This window comes from Dactylosporangium sp. CA-092794, from assembly GCF_050948465.1.
GTDB lineage: Bacteria > Actinomycetota > Actinomycetes > Mycobacteriales > Micromonosporaceae > Dactylosporangium.
Genome location: NZ_CP192044.1, coordinates 7,215,786 through 7,239,912 on the forward strand (window position 1 = coordinate 7,215,786; position 24,127 = coordinate 7,239,912).

Consider the following 24,127-nt stretch of genomic DNA (forward strand, 5'->3'; position numbering starts at 1 on the left):
TGCAACGCGTCGCCGGGCCGGGGTTGTTCCCTCAGTGAGCCTTTATCCACCCTACGAGGTCGTCGAGGACGCGGTCCTGTTCCGGTTCGTTGTACACCTCGTGGTGTAGTCCCTCGTACACGTGGAGTGTCAGGTCCTTCGATCCGGCCCGCTCGGCGATGAGCCGGCTGGACTCGGCGTCGACGAGGCCGTCCTCCGAGCCGTGCAGCACCAGCGTGGGCAGCGTGAGCTCCGGCAGGCGGCGTTGGAAGACGGCCATCTGGGTGAGCATCGCGCCGCCGAGGCCGGCCGGCACCTTGCCGTGGTGCACGAGCGGGTCGGCGTCGTACTTCGCGACGACCGCCGGGTCCTTCGAGATCAGGCTGGACGGCAGCGACTGCACCGGTGCGCCGGGCGCGATGCGGCCGAGGACCTTCGCCACCGCGATTGCCGGCTTGGGGATGCCCTTGCCCGGCACGACAGGCGTGCCGGAGATGACGAGGCCGCGCAGCTCCGCTTGGTGATCGAGCGCATACGCCAGGGCGACCATCGCGCCCATGCTGTGCCCGATCAGGAACGGCACCTGGCCGGGGTGGCGCCGCCGCACCTCGGCGAACAGCAGATCGAGGTCGTCCGTGTACTCCGCGATACGGCGGGCGAGCAGGCGCCGGCCACCGGAGCGCCCGTGCCCACGGTGATCAGGCGCGTACACGGCGAGACCGAGGTCACCGAGCCGCGCGATGACGTGGTCGTACCGCCGGGCGTGCTCGCCCATACCGTGCGTGAGCACGGCGACACCGGTCGTGTCCGACTTGGGGAGCCAGGCGTCGTATACGATCTGGACGCCGCCACCGCCCGTAAGCGTGAGTTCATCGCGCTGCATGGCAGCATGGTGCGCTCGGTTGCAGCCCTCCGCAAGGCACCGCGCGCGCCCGGCCCGCCGCAGGTCGGGGTGGCCCGACCGTAACCGGCTCACGACCGTCCGTGGGCCCGGGCTCCGGGTGACCACATATCGGGCGCGGCACGCCGCGAGGCACGGCGCAGGGACCGGAAGTCTCCGCGATCATGCGCAACCCGGCGTCGACACCAAGGGTTTTTCATGATCATGGAGTGCTGATGTACCCCTGTGTACCGAAAGGTTCCGGGATCATGGCAAACCCGTGGTGCGGTCACCGCGGGCATCATGATCACGGACAATTTCAGCCGCCGGCCCGGCCGGGCGGATCGGAGGTCGTGCCCGGCGGGTGCGGCATCCGCACCGTCCGCCGCCTCGCGCCACACCCGGGGGTCGGCGGCGACGACCGATCGCGGCCCCAGGGTCACCGGCAAACAGCGGGTGACCAGCGGGTGACAGCGCGACCGCCAAAGGGCCACGGCGCGACGACGAACGGCCGATCGCGGAGGGCGTGGGTCATTCCAGGCGCTCGGCGGCGCTGCGCTCGATGCAGAACTCGTTGCCCTCCGGATCAGCCATCACGGCCCAGCCGGTACCGTCGGGGCGTCTGAAATCACTGACGAGAGAGGCGCCCAAGGCAAGCACGCGCTCGACCTCCGCGTCGCGGGTCGCGTCCAGCGGCTGTACGTCGAGGTGGACACGGTTCTTGCCGGACTTGGGCTCGGGGACGCGGATGAACAGCAGGCCGGCGGAGCCGTCCGGGGCGAGGATGAGCGCCTGATCATGTGTGGGCAAGTTGGGATCGTTGGGTTGCTCGGTGTAACCGGTGACCGCAGTCCAGAAGAGGGACAGGCGGTACGGGTCGGCGGAGTCGATCGTGATGTGCCTGATGCGGACCGTCATTGCGTCAAGGTATATGTGACAAGGGTGTTGCCGCCGAAGGGAGCCGAAGGTTGCTGACAGCTGGCCCGGTGTGGACGGCCTCGGCCGACAGCCCGCAGACGCAGACGCAGACGCCCGCGCCGTTACTCGGCGGCGCCGAAGAGGTGCTGATTCTCACCCACCACTGTGACCTGGCGTTCGTCGAGGAGTGCGTGCGGCCCGCGCGGGCGGCCGGGGCGCGGATCACGGTGTTGTACGACGCCACGACCGCCAATCCGCCAACCGACAATCCGGCAATCGGTAATCTGGCAATCGGGGCGACCGGCAATCCGGCAACCGGCATGGCCGGTAATCCGGCAAAGGACGCGACCGGCAATCCGGTAACGGGCAGCATCGTCGGTAATTCGGTAATGCGTGACGGAGGGTCACCGGTCGACGACCTGCTGCCGATTCCGGTCGTGTGCCGCTCCGGCGGGGCGTTCCGGGCGCGGGTCGTAATCTCCGCGTCACCGAGCGCGGCGGCGATCTCGATCGGCTCCGGAGACGCGACCGCCGACGGCTGGCAGGGCGGCGCGACCGCGTGGACTCACCTGAACGTCGGCGGGGCGACGGTGCCGACGCTGGTCACGGACCTCGCCGAGTGGCTGGTGCGCCTGCCCGAGCAGCTGTGGATCGAGCCGATGGGCGTTGAGCGGCTCGCTGCGGTCGCCCGGCTGCTGACCGCCCGGCCGCACGTCGCCGAGCCGGATGAGCCGCTGCTGCTGACCAACGACCTGGTACCGATCGTCGAGCAGTTGCCGTTCCCGTCCGGTGCCGACCGGCTGAGCGTGAGCGCGGCCGCGTTCGACCCGGCCGGGCGGGCGCTGGCCGAGATCATGACGAACGTGCGCCCGGCCCGGGTCCGCGTCCTGCTCCCCGCCGGTGTGCGCTGCGATCCCGACGGCCTGACCCGCGCGCTGGCGGGGCGCGTCACGGAACTGCCGCCGGGCGGGCCAGCGCCGTCGAATCCGGCGGCGCCCGCGAATCCGGCGGCGGCTCAGGTCAGCTTGCAGACGCCGACGTCGCAGCCGTACCTGCAGATCGGCGCCCTCGAATGGTGGGCCGATGGCGCGGGGGTCCTGGTCAGCGGCGGCCTGGACTGCACGCCCGAGGCGCTGCTGTGTACGAGCGCCGACCCCGGCGGCAACTGCGAGCTCGCGCTGCTCCAAGAGGTGACCGCCTCGCTCCTCGACGTGCCCGAGGCGCGTGAAACCGCCCTGGACGACCCGGACCTTCGGGTATGTCCGGCCGAGACGCTCCCGCCGCCCGTCCCGCGTGTGCTCGGCGTGCGCCTGCACGGCGACCGCGTCGAGGCGAGCCTGGTGGCGCCCGGCACGACGGCGCCCGACGGGCTCGTGGTGAGCGCCGGCGAGGCGGCGATCAAGCTGCCGTGGACGGGTGCCGAGGGCAGGCTGCACGTGTACTCCACCGAGGCTCCCGCCCTGGAGACCCGCACCGCCCAGGTGCGTGCGGCGGACGGTGCCGAGCTGGGCACGGTGCTCGTCACGGACGTGGTCGGGGCCGTTACCCGGTTCAGCCATCCGTCGCCGCTGGAGTCGCTGTCCGTGGCGGCCGTGCTCGCCGACCCGGGCCGGCTCGATGCGCTGTTCGCGGCGATCGCCCAGCTCGCCTCGGGACGGACCGCGCGCCACGGCGAGCCGCCGGCGCAGCGCCGCGCCCGCGAGGAGGCCCGCCTGCGCAGCATCGTCGGGCCCGCCCTGCTCGACCTCGCCTTCGGCCGGACCGTGATCCGTACCACCGGAACCGACAAATCCGGACAAAACACGATAAATCCGGAAGGAACCAACGCCCTCGCGACGGGAACAAGCGGTGCAGCGGGGACAGCCGCCGCAGGACAGAGCGGCGGCGGGAACATAGGCGGCGTTGCGGCACAGAGCGGCGGAAACACCGGCAACGCCGCAGGACAGAGCAGCGGGAACGTAGACGGCGCCGCAGGACAGAGCGGCGGCGGGAACACAGGCGGCACCGCGGCACAGAGCAGCGGGAACGCAGGTGGCGCCGCAGGAGGCGAGGCCGGGCTGGCGGCGGTGATCGGGGCCCTCGAGCCGGCGCGGCGGGACCAGGTCCGCCAGCAGGTGCTGCGGCTCGGTGGCGCGGCCGTCGGGTGGCCGCTGCCCGCGCGGCTCGCCGCGTTCCGGGTCGTGCTGGTGCTCGCCGCGGGCGGGCTCTGGCCCGCGCCGCAGGACTGGACCCCGCTCGTCGCCGCCGGGCTCGACTCGCTCATCGCGGCCGGCGACGAGGCGTTCGCGGCCGAGCAGGCGGCGCTGGCCACGGTCGGGATCGCGGCCGTGCACCACGGGCACCTGCTGGCGCCGCTGGCCGGGTTCGAGGACCTGCGGGCAGCCGTGCGGCTCGACCAGGAGGCGCCCCAGGATCTCGTCGAGCGGTACGCCGACGGGCTGGCCGGCGCGGTGCTCGGCGAGCGGTTCCGCGCCGAGGACATCACCGCCGACGCCGGGGAGCTGCTGGTCCGCTCGGCGTTCGACGACGCCGTCGACGCCATCCCCGGGTCGGTGGGAGTGGTCCAGCGCGGCGACGGCGGCGGGGTGCTGGTGGAGACCACGAAGGACCCGCGCCGCACGACGCTGCTGGTGCTGGACCTGCTCCGGGACTTCCCGGACACCCACGTCACGGTCCGGGGTACCGCCGGAACCGAAACGCACGGCTGGTGGAACGGCCGGCGCCTGGTCCTGCTGACGCCGTTCGGCGGCCGCTGGCGCGGCTCCCTGTGGCCGGGGCTGATGACCGGCATCGCCACCTACGCCAAGGGCGCCTCACCGCTGCCGCCGGCCGGCCGGACCTGGATCACCGAGGTACCCCAGCTGGAGGAGAGCTAGAAGCCGCGGGCCAGCCGGTAGTAGGCCGCGTTCCAGCGGATCTCCTTGGCGAACTCGCGGGTCGTGGTCGCGGCGTCGATGACGAGCAGCTCGGTGCCGGCCATCTCGGCGAGGTCGTGCAGCTCCTCGACGCCGACGGCCTGGGACAGCACGGTGTGGTGCGGGCCGCCCGCGGTCAGCCACGCCTCCGCGGAGACACCGAGGGACGGACGGGGGCGCCAGACGGCCCGGGCGACGGGCAGCCGGGGCAGCGGCGCGCCGGGCGGCACGACGTCGATCTCGTTGGCCACGAGGCGGAACCGCTCCCCCAGGTCGGCCAGGCCGAGCACGACGGCGGGGCCGGGTGCGGCGTCGAAGACGAGCCGCACCGGGTCCTCGCGGCCGCCGATGCCCAGCGGGTGGATCTCGCAGGACGGGGTGCCGGCCGCGATGGAGGGGCAGACCTCGAGCATGTGCGCGCCGAGGATGACCTCGTCACCGGGCGTGAGGTCGTAGGTGTAGTCCTCCATGAAGGAGGTACCGCCGCCGGGCGCCATCGCCTTGAGCGTGTGCACGAGCACGGAGGTCTTCCAGTCGCCCTCGCCGCCGAAGCCGTAGCCGTCGGCCATCAGCCGCTGCACGGCCAGGCCGGGCAGCTGCCGCAGGCCGCCGAGGTCCTCGAAGTTGGTGGTGAAGGCGCGGTACCCGCCGGCCTCCAGGAACGCGCGCAGGCCGAGCTCGATGCGGGCGGCGTAGCGCAGCGAGTCGGCGCGCTCGCCGAGCAGCGCGGCGGCGACCCGATAGGTGTCGGCGTACTCCTTGACGAGGCGGTCGACCTCGGCGTCGAGGGCGGCGTCGACCGCCTCGACGAGGTCGTTGACGCCGTAGGTGTTCACGGACACGCCGAAGCGCAGCTGCGCCTCCACCTTGTCGCCCTCGGTCACGGCCACGTTACGCATATTGTCGCCGAAGCGGACCAGGCGCAGCGAGCGCATCGCCGCGTAGCCGGCGGCGGCGCGGGCCCAGGCGCCGATGCGCCGGGTGACGCGCTCGTCGGACACGTGCCCGGCGACGGTCTTGCGGGCCACGCCGAGCCGGGACTGGATGTATCCGAACTCGCGGTCGCCGTGCGCGGCCTGGTTGAGGTTCATGAAGTCCATGTCGATGTCGGCCCAGGGCAGTACCACATTGGCCTGGGTGTGCAGATGCAGCAGCGGCACGCGCAGCGCGTCCAGCCCGGCGATCCACATCTTGGCCGGGGAGAAGGTGTGCATCCAGGCGATGACGCCGATGACGTCCGGGTCGTTGCCGGCCTCCAGGCAGACCCGCAGGATGTCGGCGGCCGAGGTGAGCACCGGTTTCCACACGATCCGCGGTCCGATGTCGGGCGCCTCGCCGAGCCGCGCGGCGATCCGGCGCGACTGCGACGCCACCTGCTCCAGGGTCTCCGGGCCGTAGAGGCCCTGGCTGCCGGTGAGGAACCAAATCTCCTGCGTCATCGCACGCCTCTCTGGCCGTAAACGTTCGTGTACCGGTCGTGCAGCGCGTCGACCGCCTGGGCGGGCAGCCGCTCCACGGGGCCGAGCTGCCGGGCGAGGTGCATGGTCCGCGCCACGTCCTCGCACATCACGGCCGCCTTGACGGCGGCTTTCGCGGTGGTACCGATGGTGAAGGGCCCGTGCTGGCGCATCAGCACGGCCGGCGAGCGGTGCCCGGACAGCGTCTCGACGATCCCCCGCCCGATCGCGTCGGAGCCGATCAGCGCGAACGGCCCGACCGGGATGTCGCCGCCGAACTCGTCCGCCATCGCCGTGATCGAGCACGGGATCGGCTCGCCGCGGGCGGCCCAGGCGGTCGCGTACGGGCTGTGCGTGTGCACGACCCCGCCGACATGCGGCATGTGCCGGTACACGTAGGCATGCGCCTCGGTGTCCGACGACGGGGCGTGCTCGCCCTCGACGAGCTTGCCCTTGAGGTCGCAGACGACCATCGTGTCCGGGGTCAGCTCGTGGTAGCCGACCCCGGAGGGCTTGATCACGAGCAGGTCCTCGCCGGGCACCCGGGCCGAGACGTTCCCGGCGGTCCAGGTGACCAGGCCCCACCGGATGAGCTCGGCGTGCAGGGCGCACACCTCGGCGCGCAGCCGCCCGATCACCGGGACACCTCCTCGCGCAGCGCCCGCAGCCGGTGCAGCACGTCGTTCCCTCCACGTCCGAAATAGTCGTGCAACGCCCGATATTCGGCATACAGCGCGTCATAGGTGTCCGCGGCCGAGGCGTCGGGGACGTAGGCGTCGGCGACGACCTTGCCCATCGCCGCCGCGGCGGCCCGGATGTCCGGATAGGCCCCCGCGGCGACGGCGGCATGCATCGCCGAACCCAGGGCCGGGCCCTGCTCCGAGCCGATCACCGAGATCGGCCGGCGCAGCACGTCCGCGTAGACCTGCATCAGCAACGCGTTGCGCAGCAGGCCCCCCGCGGCGATGAACGAGGTCACCGGCACGCCGGAGGACTCCAGCGCCTCGACGATCGTGCGCGTGCCGAAGGCCGTCGCCTCGACCAGCGCCCGGTAGACGTCCTCGGGCCGGGTGGCCAGGGTCTGCCCGACGATCACGCCGGACAGGCCGTGGTCGACCAGCACGGACCGGTTGCCGTTGTGCCAGTCCAGCGCGACCAGGCCGTGCTCGCCGGGCCGCTGCGCCGCGGCCAGCTCGGTCAGCCGCTGGTGCGTGGTGCCGCCGGCCAGCAGCGTGTCCACGAACCAGCCGAAGATGTCGCCGACGCCCGACTGGCCGGCCTCGTACCCCCACAGCCCGGGGATGATGCCGTCCCGCACCACGCCGCACATGCCGGGCACGTCGGCCAGGTCGGCACCGCTCATCACGTGGCAGGTGGACGTGCCCATGATGGCCACCAGCTGCCCCGGCTCGACGGCCTTGGCGGCCGGCGCGGTCACGTGCGCGTCGACGTTGCCGACCGCCACCGCGATGCCCTCGGGGAGCCCGGTCCACGCGGCGGCCCGCGCGGTGAGCGAGCCGGCCCGGCCGCCCAGCGGTGCGAGCGGACCGTCCACCTTGGACACCCAGTCGCCGAGGCCCGGGTGCAGCGCCGCGAGGAAGTCCTTCGACGGGTACGTCCCGTCCTGGAACACGCCCTTGTAGCCGGCGGTGCAGGCGTTGCGCGTCTCGGCGCCGGCCAGCTGCCACACGATCCAGTCGGCCGCCTCGATGAACCGCTCGGCCCGCGCGTAGATCTCCGGCGCCTCCTCCAGCACCTGCAGCGCCTTGGCCAGCTGCCACTCGGCGGAGAGCTTCCCGCCGTACCGGGAAAGCCAGAACTCGCCGCGGGAAGCCGCGAGGTCGTTGATCCGGTCGGCCTGGCCCTGCGCCGCGTGGTGTTTCCAGAGTTTCGGGTACGCGTGCGGCTCCTCCGGCAGCACCTCGCACAGCGGCGTGCCGTCGGCGAGCACCGGCAGGAACGTGCAGGCGGTGAAGTCGGTGCCGATCCCGATCACCGCCGCCGGGTCGACGCCGGCCGCCGCCACCGCGGCCGGGACGGCGTGGCGCAGCACGCCGACCCAGTCCGCCGGGATCTGCAGCGCCCAGTGCGGCGGCAGCGCCCGGCCGGTGGCGGGCAGGGTGCGCTCGACGGCGCCGTGCCGGTACTCGTGGACCGCGGTGCCGACCTCCGCCCCGTCCGCGACCCGCACCACGACGGCGCGACCGGACAGGGTGCCGAAGTCGACGCCGACTACGTATCGCACAGTCCGCCCCTCCGTTGGTTAACGTTCACATCGGCCCGCCGATGACGACAGCAGCGGCGGTATTTCGAGAGTGTTAGCGTTCTCATGACGGGCGTCAAGTAGCGCCGGTCGCAAAGTTGGCAGAGGGAGACACGGCGTGGCCGCAGCGATCGGACCGGACCGCGGGCGCCCGGGCCCGGTCGCGCACAGCGGCGCCGCCCCCGGCCCGGACGTGGTCGAGCCGCGGCTGCGCAAGGCCGGCCTGCGCGACGTCGCCCGGCTGGCCGGGGTGTCGCACCAGACGGTGTCCCGGGTCCTCAACGACCTGCCGAACGTGAGCGCCGCCACCCGCGAGCGGGTCCTGGACGCGGTCCGGGTGCTCAACTACCGCCGCAACCTCGCCGCGCGCACCCTGGTCACCAGCCGGTCCGGCACGATCGGCCTGATCGGCTTCGAGACGACCCTGGCCGGACCGGCGTCGATGATCTACGGCATCGAGACCGCGGCCCGGGAGTCCGGCTACTACGTCAGCATCGCCACGGTGCGCTCGCTGGAGCGCCACGCCGTGCTCGACGCGATGGAGCAGCTGTGCGCGCAGGCGGTCGAGGGGATCATCGCGATCGCGCCGAAGAACTCCGTCGCCGATGCGCTGACCCAGGCGCCGGCCGGCACCCCGGCGGTCGGGGTCGGCGGCGCCGACGACGGCCCGGTGCCGATGCTGCGGGTGGACAACGTGCGGGGCGCGAGCCTGGCCACCGGTCACCTGCTGGAGCTGGGTCACGCGACGGTACACCACGTGCCCGGCCCGGCCGACTGGCCGGAGGCCCGCGATCGCATGGACGGCTGGCGGCGCACGCTGCACGCCGCGGGCGCGCCGGAGCCGCCGACCCAGCCCGGCGACTGGAGCGCCCGCTCCGGCTACCTGCGCGGCCAGCGGCTGGCCGCCGACCCGCGGGTCACGGCGGTGTTCTGCGGCAACGACCACATCGCGCTCGGCGTGCTGCGCGCCTTCCACGAGGCGGGCCGCCCGGCGCCGGCCGGGGTGAGCGTGGTCGGCTTCGACGACACCCCGGAGTCCGGCTACTTCCTGCCCCCGCTGACCACGGTCCACCAGGACTTCGCCGAGCTCGGCCGGCGCAGCGTCGCCCTGCTGCTGGCCCGGCTGACCGGCGCACCGGCACCGCCGCCGGTCCACCTCTGCCCGCACCTGGTGGTGCGCGCCTCGGCGCGGTGAACGCTCAGGAGCGCGGCGCGGCGCTGCTGCGGCGCAGGATCAGGGTGGGCGCCACCCGGGGATCGGGCGAGGGCCGGTCGGGGCCGTCGGGCAGGTCGGCCTCGATGAGCCGCAGCAGCGCGGCGATGCAGCGGCGCCCGACCTCGTCGAAGTCCTGCCGGATGGTGGTCAGCGGCGGCGAGAGGAACTCGGCCTCGGGAATGTCGTCGAAGCCGACGATGCTCACGTCGTCGGGCACGTGGATGCCGCGCTCGTGGAAGGCGCGCATCATCCCCAGCGCCATCTGGTCGTTGCCGGCGAACACGGCGGTCACATCGCCGCGGGCCGCCAGCTCCAGGCCGGCGGCGTAGCCGGAGCGGGCGCTCCAGTCGCCGGTCATCAGCTTCGGCGCGGCCAGGCCGGCCTCGGCCAGGGCGGTCCGCCAGCCCTCGATCCGGCCGTGGGTCTCCAGCCAGTCCCGCGGGCCGGACAGGTGCCACACCCGGCGGTGGCCCAGCTCGATCAGGTGCTGCACCGCCATCCGGGCGCCGGTGACCTGGTCGACGGAGATCGCCGGGATCTCCCCGCCGACGTCGGACTCGACGGCCACCGCGGCCATGCCCAGCGGCATGTTGTGCAGCGCCGCCGCGGCCGCCGTCTGCGGGGCGATGACCACGACACCGGCCACCGACTGGTCGGCCAGCGCGCTCAGCGCCGACACCATCCCGGCGTGGTCGACGTGCTCGAGCGTGACGATGCTGACCCCGTAGCCGGCCGCGCGGGCGGCCCGCTCGATGCCCAGCAGCGTGGACGCCGGGCCGTAGAGGATGGTGTCGAACGAGACCACGCCCACCACCCGCGACCGGCGGCCGGCCAGCCCGCGGGCCATCGCGTTGGGCCGGTAGTTGAGCTGGCGCACCGCCTCGAGCACCCGCTCGCGGGTGGCCGGGCTCACGCTGGGATGATCATTGAGGACGCGGGACACCGTCTGATGGGAGACGCCGGCGAGCCGGGCCACGTCGTTCATCACGGCGGCCCGGTTGTGGCTGCTAGCGCGCATGTCCCTCCCCTGCCGCTGCCGATGTTAGCGCTGCCCGGGCCGGCGGCGCGCGGAACCTCCGCCCGGCGCGTCCACTGTGGAGCACACCGGTCGATGTAATGTCGGGCGGCAGGACGGGGCGAGCGACGGGAGATCGCTGTGGGATTGCCGGAGTGGGTGCCGGAAGGCGTGGACATCACCACGCCCAACGCGGCCCGCGTCTACGACTACACGCTGGGCGGGTTCCACAACTTCCAGGTCGACCGCGAGTTCGCCGAGGAGGCGCAGCGGGCCTGGCCGGGCATCTACCAGCTGGCCCACGCCAACCGGTCGTATCTGGGCCGCGCCGTGCAGTTCCTGGCCGGGCTCGGCGTGCGGCAGTTCCTCGACATCGGCTCGGGCATCCCGACGCTGGGCAACGTGCACGAGGTCGCGCAGGCCATGATCCCCGACGCCCGGGTGGCGTATGTCGACATCGACCCCGTCGCGGTCGCCCACAGCCGGCACATCCTGGCCGGCAACCCGCACGCCATCGCGATCAGCGGCGACCTGCGCCGCCCGGACGAGATCCTCGCCCACCCCGAGGTCCTCGGCCTGCTGGACTTCTCCGAGCCGGTGGCGCTGCTGCTCATGGCTGTGCTGCACTTCGTGCCCGACGACGACGACCCGGGCGCGATCGTCCGGCAGTTCGACGAGGCCGCCGTGTCCGGCAGCTACGTCGCGCTGTCCCACGGCATCCCGGCCGGCGCCCAGGCCGACGCCCAGGACCAGGTCAAAACCCTCTACCAGCGCACCCCGACCGCGATACACGTGCGCACCCCCGAGCGGGTGGTCGGCCTGATCGACGGCTTCACCGTGGTCGAGCCGGGCCTGGTGCCGATCACCGACTGGCGCCCCGACCCCGAGGACGACGAGCCGCCGCAGCCGGCCGTGTTCGCCGCCGTCGCGCGCAAAGATCCCGCGTGATGCGCGAGTAATACGGGTAAGGCTGGATGTCCCCCGGCGTGTGCAGCAATAATTACCTGCTGCACACAGTCCAGGAAAGGCTGCCCGCATGACGGAGCCCGCACATCCCGCCGGCCCGGCCCTCGCCGCGTTCGCCGCCACCTGGAACCGCGCGCTGCCCGAAGGCACCAGCTTCGTGCGCGGCGGCCGCTCCCGGCGCCGCGGGCTGCTGGAAGGCTTCGCCGACCGGCTCGTCGCCGCGCTGCGCAGCCCGGACTTCGACCGCCGGGCCGGCTACGGCGTCGGCCAGGACATGGTGTACGCCTCGATGGCCGACCCGCGCATCCTCGCGGTCAGCCTGCGCGTGCTGCGCGAGGGCCTGCTCCCCGCGGCCGGCCTGACCGCCGCCGCCGGGGACCGCCTGGCGCAGCTGCTCGACGAGTTCGCCCACGGCTTCGCCACCGCCATGCGCGCCCAGGTGTGGGCCGCCGCCGAGTCGATCAACCGCGGCGAGCGCGCCGCCTGGCGCGACCGCCAGCGCGAGCTGGAGGGCCAGGTCCGCCACGCCCTGCTGCACGACCCGCTCACCGGCCTGCCCAACCGCGCCGCCCTCACCACCCTCCTCGACGGCCTCACCGCCGCCGTCGTGCCCTCCGCCCGGCTCGGCGTGTGCGTGATCAACCTGCGCCGCTTCGGGGCGGTCAACCAGCTGCTCGGCCACGACGCCGGCAACGTGCTGCTCATCGGCGTCGCCGAGCGGCTGCGCGCCCTGGCCGCCGAGCGCGGCGACCAGCTGGCCCACCTCGGCGGCGACACGTTCGTGCTCGTCGTGCCGGACACCACCGGCCCCGACGACGCGATCAAGGCCGCCGACGCGGCCCTGCACGCCCTGCCCAGCCCCTGGCACGACATCCCCGTCGCCGGCCGCGCCGGCGTCGTCGAGCGCGCCGCGTCCGGCGCCGGCGCGGGCGAGCTGCTGCGCGAGGCGGCGATGGCGCTGGACTGGGCCCGCCACGACGAGACGGCCTGGGCGCTCTACAACCCCGGCCGCGCCACCGCCCACCTGCGCCGCCACCAGCGCGCCAACGCCCTGGCCGACGCGATCTCCGCCGGCGCGGTCACCCTGGCCTACCAGCCGATCGTCCGCCTCGAGGACCACGCGATCGTGGGCATGCACGCGCTGCCCCGCTGGGTCCACCCCGCGACCGGCCCGGTCCCGGGCGCCGAACTGCTGGCCCTGGCCGAGCAGAGCGGCCTGCTGATCCCGCTCGGCCACCGCCTGCTCGCCGACGCCTGCGCCCGCGCCGCGGCCTGGCAGCACACCGAGACGGCCCCGCTGGTCAGCCTCGACCTGACCGCCGCCCAGCTGCGCCACCCGGACCTGCTCAGCACGGTCGTCGCCGCGCTGGACGGCACCGGCCTGCCCCCGGCGAAGCTGCACCTGGCGGTCCCCGAGCAGGCGCTGCACGACCCGACGGACGCGATCGCTTTCGCGCTGGACGGCCTGGACCGCATCGGCGTCCGCCTGGCGGTGACGGACGTGGGCATGGGCCACGCCAACCTGGCCGCGACCCCGGTGCACAGCGTCCGCCTGGACCCGCAGCTCATCACCGCACTGACCCCGACCGCCCCGTCCCACCGCTCAAACCTCTCGATGGCGACGTGGCTCATCGCGATGTTCCACGACCTGTCGATCTCGGTCACCGCGACCGGCGTCGACCAGCGCGACCAGGCCACCGCGCTGCAGGTGCTCGAGTGCGACCACGCGCTGGGCCGCGCCCTGGGCATCCCGATGGTCGCCGACGCCGCCGACACCCTGTTCGGCCTGGCCTTCCCACCCGACCGCCCAGCCGCATAGCGCGCCGCCGCCCCCGGCCCTGCCCGCCCACCAACCGCCCCAGCACGGGCGCCGCCGCTGGCGGCTAGCGGCTGGCCGCTGGCGCCACAACTCTCCGCGATCATGCACCCGCCCACGACGACACCCAGGCTTTTCATGATCGTGGAGACATATGGTACCTATAGGTACACTTCCACTCCGCGATCATGAAAACACGTGGTGCGCTCGGTGACTCCGTCATGATCACGGAGACTTACGGTCGCCTTCCGGGCCCGCGCGCGAGGTGGTGAGGCCCGGGGCGGTGAGGCCCGGGACGGTGAGGCCCGGGGCGGCCTCCTTGCCGCCGCCGCGATGCCCGCCGCGGCGCATCGCGGCGACGTCAGCGATCCGTCGACGAAGCTGTGACGGAGTGCGAGCAGGGTCAGGCGCCGAAGCGGCGGCGGGCGCGGAGGAAGACGACCGTGGCGCCGCCCAGGAGGGCGACCGCGGCGCCGCCCAGGGCCAGGGTGGTGCCGGAGACGGCGCGGCCGGCCGGGCGGGCCTGGGTGCCGTCGGTGACCGCCGCGGGCGCCGCGACCGCGCTCGGCGGGGGCGGGTTGTGCAGGGCGGCCGCCTCCTCCGCCGTGACGAGGTGGCCGACGGACGCGCCGGCGGGCAGACCGAAGCCCCAGTCGAGCAGCGTGGTGCCCTGCTTCCAGGCGCGGGCGGGCACGATCTCCGCGCCCATGATCGTCACCACCAGGCGGCGGCCGTTGCGGGAGGCGGCGCCGACGTAGGTGTGCCGGGCCTCGTCGGTGAAGCCGGTCTTGCCGCCCAACGCTCCGGGGTACTCCGTGAGCAGCTTGTTCTCGTTCTGGATCTGGAAGCCCTTGGGGTCCTTCGGCGGCTGCGCCGGCCACTGGAACACCGGCGCCGCGTCGTACTTGACGAAGTCGGGGCGGCCGAAGTCCTCCCGGGCGATGAGCGCCAGGTCGTAGGCGCTGGTGAACTGGTCCGGGGCGTCGTAGCCGGACGGCGTGACCGCGTGCGTGTCGTCGGCGCCGAGGCGGTGCGCCTCGGCGTTCATCGCGGCGATCGTCGCCGGCACCCCGCCGTCGCCGCCGCCCACGCGGGCCAGGGTGGTCGCGGCGTCGTTGCCCGACTCCAGCAGCAGGCCGTACCACAGCGTCGACACCGGGTACTTCCCGCCGACGATGATGCCGACCAGGGAGCTGTCGGCCGGCAGGTCCACGTCCTCGGGGGTGGCCTCGACGACCTGGTCCGGGTTGAGCTTCGGCATCACGGTCGCGGCCAGCAGGAGCTTCTGCACGCTGGCCGGGCGGCGGCGCTCGTGCGGGGCGCAGGCGCCGAGCACGGCGCCGGTGTCGAGGTCGGCGACCACCCAGGCCATCGCCGAGGTGGTCGGCGGCGCCGGCGCGCCGGCGGGCGCGGCCAGGCCGGTCGTGCCGAGCCGGTCGCCGCCGACGGTCGGCGCGGCCGGGTCGCGCGGGGGCGGCGACGGCGTGGGCGGGACGGTCGGCGTCGTCACGTACGGACACGGCACGACCGTCGCCGGCGGGCCGGCCGCCGGCGAGCCCGCCGGCGACTCCAGCGCCGGCACCGGACCGGCGGGCAGCAGCGCGGCCAGCGCGGCCGCCGCGAGACGCCAGACTCCCATGCCGCGCAGCCTACCGAGGCGCGCGGGGCGCCGCCGGGGGCGTCGCTAGGCTGCCCGGGTGGATTGGGTCGAGGAGTTCGTACGCACCGAGGTCACCCTCGGCCGGCGCACCTGCGCCGAGATCATGATCGAGCTGACCGACGAGGGCGATCGGGAGCGGGCCTGGCCGGTGGTGGCCGAGGCGTTCGCCGAGCACCTGGCCGCGCAGGCGGACTGGCCGGCGGTGACGGACAACGACCGGGTCACGGCCGCGTTCCGGCGGCTCGACGCGGACGGCATCCTGGCCCGCGAGGGCTTCACGTCGACGATCAGCGACGGGCGGTACGAGATCCACGGGCTCCTCCGCCATCGCCCCGAGGCCCGCGGGTACGCGTTCTACCACCGCCAGGACGAGGGCACCTGCGCGGCGGGCGGCGGGCTGCTCGTCGCCTACGGCGCGCGGACCGGCGACGGCGACACCGCGGCCGTCGGGCGGGAGGTCGCGGCGGCGCTGGCGGCCGAGGGGCTCGATGTGGACTGGGACGGCGACCCGGCCAGCCGGATCCGGGTCCGCATGGCGTGGCGGGTCCGCCGGACCGGGCCGCTCGCGGCCGCACCGCCCGCGCCGCTGCCCGCCGACGGCGACGAGCGCGTCGGCGTCGACCGGTGGGACTGGTCCGGCCCGACCGAGCCGCCGCTCGGGTCGCAGTCCGCGGCCGTGCTCGCCGGCGCCTACCTGCCGCTGCTGCCGCCCGGCGCCCGGGTCAAGGTCTTCGGCGACCGGGCCGCGGTGGAGTTCACCCGCGACGGCGACGAGCTGGTCGCCGCGACCTCGATCATGGAACTGCCGGACGGCCCCGACGGCGAGCCGGTGTTCCGCGACGAGCCGGCGGTGCGGGTCCCGGCCGGCGAGGCGTGGCCGCTGCTGCGCGCCCAGATCGCCAAAAGTAAACGCACCCAGATCGCCGAAAAGTAAACCCAGCGCGGCCACCTGGCCGAGCGGTGAACCGGGCGCGACGCCACGGAGTAAGCCCCACAGGGCAGGGGATACCGCGACTGCACCGCAACCGCACTCAGGAAATCCCCCGGAGGTCCGATCGAGTGGCCATGTCGGACAGTGCGCTGGAGCAGCACGAGAGCGAGTACCGGGCCCGCCAGATCAGGCTCGGCACGTGGATCGGGGTCGGGGTGATCCTGATCGGGGCCGTGCGGGTCCAGCACGACTGGCACGGCGGCCCCTGGCTGGTGGCGCTGTTCGTCGCGATCGCCGCCGTGCAGGCCGTCGTCGGCGTGTTGCCGTGGCAGCGGTACGTCACGCGGCCCCGGCTGCCCGGCGCGCTGCTGATCTGGTGGCTGGCGAACCTGGGCGTGCTGCTGGCCTTCACCGTGTACGACGCGGCGGCGCTGGCCATCTACCCGGCGGGCGTGACGCTGCTGCTCACCGCGACCGCGTCGGTGGCCACCGAGCGGTGGGTGATGGTCCTCGGCGGCGCGAGCGTCGCCGGGTACCTGGGCCTGGTGGCGACCCGGGAGCGGCCGGTGACCGCCACCCTGGCCGCGCTGACCATCGCGCTGATGCTGGCGGTGACCTGGTTCAGCGCCCGCACCGCCAGCAACCGGCGGCGGCTGGACGCGGCCCGGCGCACCGCGGAGCGCAAGGTCGAGGCGCTGCTGGAGAACTCCTCCGACGCGGTCATCGCGGTGCAGATCGGCGGCGGCGTCACCTACGCCAGCCCGTCGGTGCGCACCGTGCTCGGCTACGACCCGAGCTTCGTCACCAGAGAGCTGCTGCTGGACATCACGCATCCGGACTATCTGGCCACGGCGATCAAGTGGTGGCAGTCGGTCGCTGCCGGCCCGCCCGGCTACACCGCCAAGGCGGAGACCAGGATCCGCCGCGCCGACGGCACGTGGATCCACGCCGAGGCGATCGCCGCGAACCGGACCGGTGAGGAGCCGCTCAACGCCGCCGTCATCAGCATCCGCGACATCACCGGGCGCAAGGAGCTGGAGGAGGAGCTGACCCGGCAGGCGTTCGCCGACTCGCTCACCGGCATGCCGAACCGGGCGCTGTTCCGCGACCGGCTCGAGCACGCGATCGCCCGCAACCGCCGCGGCGGCGGGCGGATCACGCTGCTGCTCGTCGACCTCGACGACTTCAAGCTGGTCAACGACAGCCTCGGGCACACCGCCGGGGACCTGCTCATCGCCAGCACCGCCCTACGGCTGCACCAGCAGCTGCGCGCCGCCGACACGCTCGCCCGCCTCGGCGGCGACGAGTTCGCGATCCTGGTCGAGGACATCACCGAGGTCGAGGCGATGGACCTCGCCGAGCGGCTGCTCGCCGCGATCCGCCGGCCGCTGCGGCTGGGCAACCGGGAGGTGGTGTGCTCGGCGTCGATCGGCGTGGCGACGGCGAAGGCCGGCGACGGCGAGGACGGGCCCGACCCGGGCGAGCTGCTGCGCAACGCCGACCTGGCGATGTACGCGGCCAAGGGCGCCGGGCGGGACCGCTTCGCGCTGTTCGACCCCGGGATGTACGCCGAGATCATGCGCGAGGCGGAGGAGCGGGCCGAGGTCGAGCACGCGCTGGCCCGCGACGAGTTCGTGGTGCACTACCAGCCGATCGTGGACCTGCCGACCAGCCGGCTCATCGGGGTGGAGGCGCTGGTGCGCTGGGAGCACCCGGTGAAGGGGCTGCTCGGGCCGAACACGTTCATCCCGCTGGCCGAGGCGACCGGGCTGATCGTGCCGCTGGGCCGGTGGGTGCTGCGCCAGGCGTGCGAGCAGCTGGCCGTGTGGCGGGCCGAGTTCCCGGCGGCGGAGGGCATCCGGGTCAACGTCAACCTGTCGGCGCGGCAGTTCCAGCACGAGGGGCTGGTCGAGGAGGTCGCCACGATCCTGGCCGAGACGGGCGTCGACCCGCGGCAGATCGTGCTGGAGATCACCGAGTCGCTGCTGATGCAGGACACCGAGTCGACCATCACCACCCTGGGCCGGCTCAAGGCTTTGGGGGTACGGCTGGCGATCGACGACTTCGGCACGGGTTACTCGTCGCTGTCGTACCTCAAGCGCTTCCCCGTCGACATCCTCAAGATCGACCGTTCGTTCGTCGACGGGATCACCACGCAGCAGGGCGACGCCACCCTGGCCGAGGCGGTGGTGCAGCTGGGGCGGGCGCTGCAGCTGCAGACGGTGGCCGAGGGCATCGAGACCGCCGAGCAGTGGTCGGCGCTGCAGGATCTCGGCTGCGAGTTCGGGCAGGGGTACCTGTTCGCCCGGCCGGGCGCCGCCGAGGCGATCTCGTCGATCCTCGCCGGCGCCCGGTTGTAGCCGCCGCTCAGCCGCCGATGGAGAAGGGCTCGCCGTACACGTGCCAGCTCAGCGGCGGGTTGAGGTCGAAGTTGCCGGCGGCGAGGAACACCCGCTGCTCGTCGTCGACCCGGCTGGTGTCGCTGTGCGCCTCCTCGGTCTGCATGGCCGCGACCCGGGCGTCGAGGAACGCGTTGAGGTACGTCGCCTCGTCGCCGCCCTCGGTCGGGGTCTTCGCCTTGGCCATGGCCGTCGCGCGGATGCCGCCGAAGCTGACCGGATCGCTACCGGGGCCGTGCATGACGATCGCGTCGTAGTAGATGAACTGGCCCAGTGTGCCCAGCCCGTCGGCCTTGGCCTGGTTGACGGCCGGGTTGAAGTACACCCGGTCCCGCTCGTCGTCCTGTGCCCGCTGGAAGTCGGGGTCGGCCGCGGCGGCCTTCCAATCGCCGGTGAAGCCGGGGTCGAGCCCGTCGTGGGAGTCGCCGCCGTTGACGCTGCGCAGCGCCGGCAGGTACTTGGCCAGCACGTTGTCCGGGACCCGGTCGGTGTAGAGCTGGACCAGGTCGAGCATGTCGCCGGTGCCGGAGCAGAAGCCGACGATGCCGGCGGTGTAGCCGCGGCCGTCGCCGATGTCCTGGATGTACTGGTACTGCGCCCGCCAGTCCAGCGACGAGTTCTCGGCGGAGGACACCAGCTGCATCGCGATGTCCTTCTTGTCCGGGTCGAACAGGCCGTCGCCGCTCGCCTGGCCCGGCGGATCCGCGCCGGGCGGATCGGCGGGGGGCGGATCGCCGGGCGGCGGATCGGCGGGCGGGCCGGCGTCGCCCGCGGCGCCATAGACCTTGAACTCGTAGAGCGAGTAGCCCCACTCGGTGCCGCGTTCGGTGCCGTAGAGGCGCACGTAGCGCCCGGAACCGGTCAGCCCGGTGAGGTTGTCGCCGCGGCCGTCGCCGTCGGCGGTGCTGGAGATGACCTGCCAGGTATCGCCGTCGGCGGAGGTCTCGATACGGTACGCCTTGCCGTAGGCGGCCTCCCACCGCAGCTTCACCCGCGTGATGCCGTGGACCGCGCCGAGATCGACCTGGATCCACTGTGGGTCGGACCCTTCCTCGCTGCCCCACCGGGTGTCACCGTCGCCGTCGAAGGCCAGCTCGGGGCCGAGCTCCGGGGACTCCACCGACGACGAGGTGGCCGGCTTGCCTTGCGAGAGCAGGGTGTCGGTGGCCGCGTCGGCGCGCTGCACGACCACGACCGCGGCGACGGTAGCGACGGTGAGCAGGGCCCCGGCGCCGAGCCCGGCCCGCCAGAGGGGATGCTGCACGAGGCGCCTCCAGGGTTGACCTGTCAAATAACCTCTCTGACAAATCCTAGATAGGCGTACCTCTATTTCAACGTCCCGAAGTCGGGACACCACCCGCCGGGGACAGGCGCCGCCGGGGCGATCCCCGCCGGCGCCCGGACCCGGGACGTATCAGCTGCTGATGGTGTAGGGGTCGCCGTACACCTTCCAGCTCAGCGGCGGGTTGAGGTCGAAGTTGCGGTTGTTGAGGAACACCCGCTGCTCCGTGTCGACCCGGCTGGTGTCGCTGTGGGCCTCCTCGGTCTTCATGGCCGCGACCCGGGCGTCGAGGAACGCGTTGAGGTACGTCGCCTCGTCGCCGCCCTGCGCGGGCGTCTTCGCCTTGGCCATGGCCGCCTTGCGGATGCCGCCGAAGCTGACCGGGTCGGTGCCGGGGCCGTGCATGACGATCGCGTCGTAGTAGATGAACTGGCCCAGCGCGCGCAGCCCGTCGGCCTTGGCCTGGCTGACGGCCGGGTTGAAGTACACCCGGTCCCGCTCGTCGTCCTGCGCCTTGGTGAACTGCGGGTCGGCCGCCGCCGTCTTCCAGTCGCGGGTGAAGTTGGGGTCGAGCCCGGCGTGCGAGTCGCTGCCGTTGACGTTGCGCAGCGCCGGCAGGTACTTGGCCAGCACGTTGCCCGGGACCCGGTCGGTGTAGAGCTGGACGAGCTCGAGCATGTCGCCGGTGCCGGAGCAGAACCCGATGATGCCGGCGGTGTAGCCGCGGCCGTCGCCGATGTCCTCGATGTACTTGTACTGCGCCCGCCAGTCCAGCGAGGAGTTCTCGGCCGAGGACACCAGCTGCATCGCGATGTCCTTCTTGTGCGGGTCGGACAGGTCCTTGCCGCCGGGGGTGGGGGTCGGGGTGGGGCTCTTCGTCGGCGAGGTCGTCGGCGAGGCGGATGCGCTGCGCGACGGCGACGCGGAGGCCGACGGCGAGGCCGATGCCGTCGCCGAGCGGGAGGCGGACGCGGACGGGGTCGGGGTGGACTCGGTCGCGGTGCCGTACACCTTGAACTCGTACAGCGAGTAGCCCCACTGGGTGCCCCGGGCCGTGCCGTAGAGCCGCACGTACCGCCCGGAGCCGGTCAGCCCGGTCAGGTCGTCGGTGCCGCCGTCGCCGGTGGTGGTGCTGTAGATGCTCTGCCAGGTGTTGCCGTCGGCGGAGGTCTCGATCCGGTACGCCTTGCCGTAGGCGGCCTCCCACTTGAGGTTCACGTGCGTGATGCCGCGGGTCGCGCCGAGGTCGACGCGGATCCACTGCGGGTCGGACCCTTCCGCGCTGGCCCACCGCGTGCCGGTGTCGCCGTCGAACGCCAGCGCGGCGCCCAGCGACGAGGACTCCACCGACGACGAGGTGGCCGGCTTGCCCTGCGAGAGCAGGGTCTCGGTGGCCGCGTCGGCGCCCTGCATGACCACGACCGTGGTCACGGTGCCGACGGTGAGCAGGGCCGCGGCGCCCAGGCCGGCCAGCCTGAGGGGGTGGTTCACGAGGCGCCTCCAGAGATCTGTTAAGTAACTTGCCTGACAGATCTTGGGATCGGATTGCCTCAATGTCAAGGGCCCTAAACGAGACTTCATTTCACGTTATGGTTCACCCGGCGTAGCACATCTTTACGGTATTTGATCGGATTGGCCGGATATGCCCGATCAGCCCGATCCGAGGGCGTCGTAGGCCTCCCGCGCCGCGTCGACGTCGCCGGCGTGCCGCTCGGCCCACGCCGACACGACCGCCAGCAGGCTCTCACCGAGGACCGCCAGGCGGTACCGCCGTCGACCTTCCTGTGCGGCGACGACCCCGGGGCCAAGCGGACGGTGACGGGGCTGCTGGCCGGCCTGGGCTGGGCCCCGGAGTGGATCGTCGGCCTCGGCGGCGTCGCGAACGCCTGGTGGCCGGAGTCCTTCGTGCTCATGGTCCGGCCGCTCGTCGCCGCCCTGGGCCCGGTCCCGTTCGCGCTGGCGGTCGCGCGCTGAGGGTAACCCCTGGTTCCGCGACGGACGGTGACATCGGACAGAATGGCGGGGTGACGCACAGCATCGAGGACGACTGGGTTGCCCGCTTCGCCGACGAGGTCATCGCATCCGCGCAGGACCGCGCGCCGGGCAAGCCGATCGTCTGCGCGTCCGGCCTGAGCCCGTCGGGCCCCATCCACCTGGGCAACCTGCGCGAGGTGATGACCCCGCACCTGGTCGCCGACGAGATCCGCCGGCGGGGCTACGACGTGATGCACCTCCTGTCGTGGGACGACTACGACCGCTTCCGCAAGGTGCCGGCCGGGGTCCCGGGCGTCGACGAGTCGTGGGCCGAGCACATCGGCCGCCCGCTGACCTCGGTCCCGCCGCCGCCCGGCAGCGCCTACGGCAGCTGGGCCGAGCACTTCAAGGCGGCGATGGCCGAGTCGCTGGAGCGCCTCGGCGTGCGGTACCGCGGCATCAGCCAGACCGAGATGTACCGTTCCGGGGCGTACACCGAGCAGATCCTGCTCGCCATGCGGGAACGGCAGCACATCGACGGCGTGCTCGGGAAGTACCGCACGAAGATCGCCCCCGAGGAGAACGACGAGGACGGCGAGAGCGTCGCCGGCTACTACCCGTACCGGCCGTACTGCGGCGTCTGCGACCGCGACACCACCACCGTCACCGCCTACGACGACGCCACCACCGAGCTGACGTACACCTGCTCCTACGGCCACGGCGCGACCATCCGGCTGTCCGAGCACCGCGACGGCAAGCTGGTGTGGAAGGTCGACTGGCCGATGCGCTGGGCCTACGAGGGCGTGCACTTCGAGCCCTCCGGCGTGGACCACCAGTCGCCGGGTTCCTCGTTCGTGGTCGGCTCGCAGCTCGTCGCCGAGGTCTTCGGCGCCCGCGCCCCGATCGGCCCGATGTACGCCTTCGTCGGCATCGCCGGCCAGGCCAAGATGAGCAGCTCCCGCGGCGGCGTGCCCACCCCGGCCGACGCCCTGCGCATCATGGAGGCCCCGCTGCTGCGCTGGCTCTACAGCCGCCGCCGCCCCAACCAGTCGTTCAAGATCGCCTTCGACGACGAGATCCAGCGCCTCTACGACGAGTGGGACACCCTCGGCCGCAAGGTCGCCGAGGCCACCGCCCCGCCGACCGACGCCGCCGCCTACTTCCGCGCGATCGGCACCGCCACCGGCCCGCTCCCGGTGACGCCGCGCCCCCTGCCGTACCGCATGCTCGCCTCGGTGGCCGACATCACCGTCGGCGACCCGGCCCAGATGCTGCGCATCCTCGCCGACGTCGACCCCGGCGACCCGATCCTCGACCTGGACGAGGCCCGCCCCCGCCTGGACTGCGCGGCCTACTGGGTCGCCACCTACGTCCCCGACGACCAGCGCACGCACGTCCGTACCGCCCCCGACACCGACCTGCTGGCCGAACTCGACGACGAGCAGCGCGCGATGCTGGCCCTGCTGGCCGAGCGCCTGGAGGACAACTGGTCCCTGGGGGGCCTGACGACGCTGGTGTACGGCGTGCCGAAGATCCGCCTGGGCCTGCCCATGGACACCAAGCCGACCCAGGAGCTGAAGGTCGCCCAGCGCGCCTTCTTCTCGCTGCTGTACCGCCTCCTGGTCGGCCGCGAGTCCGGCCCCCGCCTGCCCACCCTCCTGCTCTCCCTCGGCGCCCCCCGGGTCCGCACCCTGGTCGGCGCCTAGCCCACGCCCCGCGCGGTGCACAGGCAGAAGGGTTTGCCGACCGGGTCCAGCAAGACGCGGCAGGTCGTGCCGTTGCCCGGGGCCCGCGTGGCGCCCAGCGCCAGGGTGGCCTCCTCGGCGGTGTCCAGGTCGTCGACCAGGACGTCGAGGTGGAGCTGCCGCGGGTGGGCCGGGTCGGGCCAGCGGGGCGGGTTGTAGCCGTCGACCCGCTGGAACAGGATCGGCTGCGCGCCGGCCTCGCCGATCATCGCGTAGCCGTCGTCGTCGTTGTGGGTCAGCGGCTTGCCGAGCAGGTCGGTGTAGAACAGGCTCAGCAGCCACGGGTCCGGGCAGTCCAGGACCGGCGCGAGCAGCTCGAAACCCGCGCCGCCGGGCTGCCAGTTCAGGTCGAAGGGGTGTCCCGCCGGGTCGGCGACGGTGAACCAGCGCTCGTTGCGCCGCAGCAGCGTGCCGCCCAGGTCCAGCGCCCGCTCCAGGGCCGGCTCCAGGTCGGGGACGCGAAGGTCCAGATGCGCCTGCTGCGGGCGCTCCTGGCCGGGCCACTGCGGCGGGCGGTGGCCGGGGGCCGGCTGGAAGCCGACCGTCCAGCCGTCGCCGGCGCGCAACGTGACCCGGTCGTCGCCGGCGTGGGTCTGCTCCCAGCCGGTCAGCTCGCGGTAGAACGCGGCCAGGCCCCGGTGGTCGGCGGCGTCGAGGACGACCGCGTCCAGCTTCCCGATCATGTGACGAGAATATGGGGGTACGCCGGCG

At 73.3% G+C, this 24,127-nt stretch carries 18 protein-coding genes; 8 read left to right on the forward strand and 10 right to left on the reverse strand.

Going from position 1 to position 24,127, the window contains the following annotated elements:
• Positions 1 to 31: 31 nt before the first annotated feature.
• Positions 32 to 862, reverse strand: coding sequence for an alpha/beta hydrolase (locus ACQPXD_RS30810; RefSeq protein ID WP_432824822.1), 831 nt, complete (start codon positions 860 to 862; stop codon positions 32 to 34).
• A gap of 528 nt (positions 863 to 1,390) precedes the next feature.
• Positions 1,391 to 1,777, reverse strand: a complete 387-nt coding sequence (locus ACQPXD_RS30815) for a VOC family protein (RefSeq protein ID WP_432824823.1) — start codon at positions 1,775 to 1,777, stop codon at positions 1,391 to 1,393.
• 50 nt (positions 1,778 to 1,827) lie between these two features.
• On the opposite strand from ACQPXD_RS30815, the gene ACQPXD_RS30820 reads away from it, so the two are divergent.
• On the forward strand, positions 1,828 to 4,653 hold the full coding sequence (locus tag ACQPXD_RS30820) for a hypothetical protein (RefSeq protein WP_432824824.1): 2,826 nt from the start codon (positions 1,828 to 1,830) through the stop codon (positions 4,651 to 4,653).
• On the opposite strand, the gene araA is transcribed toward ACQPXD_RS30820, so the two are convergent.
• Genes araA through araB form a run of 3 tightly spaced genes read right to left on the reverse strand, consistent with a single transcriptional unit; the run spans position 4,650 to position 8,394 of the window.
• The gene (araA, locus tag ACQPXD_RS30825; RefSeq protein WP_432824825.1) at positions 4,650 to 6,131 is read right to left on the reverse strand and encodes an L-arabinose isomerase; all 1,482 of its coding nucleotides are present in this window, start codon (positions 6,129 to 6,131) and stop codon (positions 4,650 to 4,652) included. The two genes, ACQPXD_RS30820 and araA, sit on opposite strands and share 4 nt — an antisense overlap.
• The gene (locus ACQPXD_RS30830; protein WP_432824826.1) at positions 6,128 to 6,787 is read right to left on the reverse strand and encodes an L-ribulose-5-phosphate 4-epimerase; all 660 of its coding nucleotides are present in this window, start codon (positions 6,785 to 6,787) and stop codon (positions 6,128 to 6,130) included. The genes araA and ACQPXD_RS30830 overlap by 4 nt, the downstream gene beginning before the upstream one ends.
• On the reverse strand, positions 6,784 to 8,394 hold the full coding sequence (araB, locus tag ACQPXD_RS30835) for a ribulokinase (RefSeq protein ID WP_432824827.1): 1,611 nt from the start codon (positions 8,392 to 8,394) through the stop codon (positions 6,784 to 6,786). The genes ACQPXD_RS30830 and araB overlap by 4 nt, the downstream gene beginning before the upstream one ends.
• A 241-nt stretch (positions 8,395 to 8,635) precedes the next feature.
• On the opposite strand from araB, the gene ACQPXD_RS30840 reads away from it, so the two are divergent.
• Complete coding sequence (locus ACQPXD_RS30840) at positions 8,636 to 9,607, forward strand: LacI family DNA-binding transcriptional regulator (RefSeq protein WP_432844020.1); 972 nt, start codon at positions 8,636 to 8,638, stop codon at positions 9,605 to 9,607.
• A gap of 4 nt (positions 9,608 to 9,611) precedes the next feature.
• Here ACQPXD_RS30840 and ACQPXD_RS30845 read toward each other — a convergent pair whose 3' ends face one another.
• On the reverse strand, positions 9,612 to 10,646 hold the full coding sequence (locus ACQPXD_RS30845; RefSeq protein WP_432824828.1) for a LacI family DNA-binding transcriptional regulator: 1,035 nt from the start codon (positions 10,644 to 10,646) through the stop codon (positions 9,612 to 9,614).
• A 138-nt stretch (positions 10,647 to 10,784) separates the two neighbouring features.
• On the opposite strand from ACQPXD_RS30845, the gene ACQPXD_RS30850 reads away from it, so the two are divergent.
• A complete protein-coding gene (locus ACQPXD_RS30850) occupies positions 10,785 to 11,591 on the forward strand; it encodes an SAM-dependent methyltransferase (protein WP_432824829.1) in 807 nt (268 codons plus the stop codon).
• 88 nt (positions 11,592 to 11,679) lie between these two features.
• Entirely contained in the window at positions 11,680 to 13,428 is a 1,749-nt protein-coding gene (locus ACQPXD_RS30855) for an EAL domain-containing protein (RefSeq protein WP_432824830.1), read from the forward strand.
• A gap of 400 nt (positions 13,429 to 13,828) precedes the next feature.
• Here ACQPXD_RS30855 and ACQPXD_RS30860 read toward each other — a convergent pair whose 3' ends face one another.
• A complete protein-coding gene (locus tag ACQPXD_RS30860; protein WP_432824831.1) occupies positions 13,829 to 15,064 on the reverse strand; it encodes a D-alanyl-D-alanine carboxypeptidase family protein in 1,236 nt (411 codons plus the stop codon).
• 58 nt (positions 15,065 to 15,122) lie between these two features.
• Between ACQPXD_RS30860 and ACQPXD_RS30865 the strand changes: the two genes are divergently transcribed.
• Positions 15,123 to 16,019, forward strand: a complete 897-nt coding sequence (locus tag ACQPXD_RS30865) for a DUF6891 domain-containing protein (protein WP_432824832.1) — start codon at positions 15,123 to 15,125, stop codon at positions 16,017 to 16,019.
• Positions 16,020 to 16,150: 131 nt separating this feature from the next.
• Positions 16,151 to 18,376 (forward strand): putative bifunctional diguanylate cyclase/phosphodiesterase, encoded by a 2,226-nt coding sequence (locus ACQPXD_RS30870; protein ID WP_432824833.1) that lies wholly within the window; start codon positions 16,151 to 16,153, stop codon positions 18,374 to 18,376.
• Positions 18,377 to 18,383: 7 nt separating this feature from the next.
• Here the strand turns inward: ACQPXD_RS30870 and ACQPXD_RS30875 are convergent, their stop codons facing one another.
• Positions 18,384 to 19,679, reverse strand: a complete 1,296-nt coding sequence (locus ACQPXD_RS30875; protein WP_432824834.1) for a chitosanase — start codon at positions 19,677 to 19,679, stop codon at positions 18,384 to 18,386.
• 150 nt (positions 19,680 to 19,829) lie between these two features.
• Positions 19,830 to 21,188, reverse strand: coding sequence for a chitosanase (locus ACQPXD_RS30880; protein WP_432824835.1), 1,359 nt, complete (start codon positions 21,186 to 21,188; stop codon positions 19,830 to 19,832).
• A 213-nt stretch (positions 21,189 to 21,401) separates the two neighbouring features.
• On the opposite strand from ACQPXD_RS30880, the gene ACQPXD_RS30885 reads away from it, so the two are divergent.
• Positions 21,402 to 21,671 carry a hypothetical protein gene (locus ACQPXD_RS30885; RefSeq protein WP_432824836.1) on the forward strand — a complete coding sequence of 90 codons (270 nt, stop codon included), beginning with the start codon at positions 21,402 to 21,404 and terminating at the stop codon, positions 21,669 to 21,671.
• 50 nt (positions 21,672 to 21,721) lie between these two features.
• Positions 21,722 to 23,377, forward strand: coding sequence for a lysine--tRNA ligase (gene lysS / locus ACQPXD_RS30890; RefSeq protein ID WP_432824837.1), 1,656 nt, complete (start codon positions 21,722 to 21,724; stop codon positions 23,375 to 23,377).
• Here lysS and ACQPXD_RS30895 read toward each other — a convergent pair.
• Positions 23,374 to 24,099, reverse strand: coding sequence for a VOC family protein (locus tag ACQPXD_RS30895; protein ID WP_432824838.1), 726 nt, complete (start codon positions 24,097 to 24,099; stop codon positions 23,374 to 23,376). The genes lysS and ACQPXD_RS30895 overlap by 4 nt on opposite strands.
• Positions 24,100 to 24,127 lie beyond the last annotated feature (28 nt).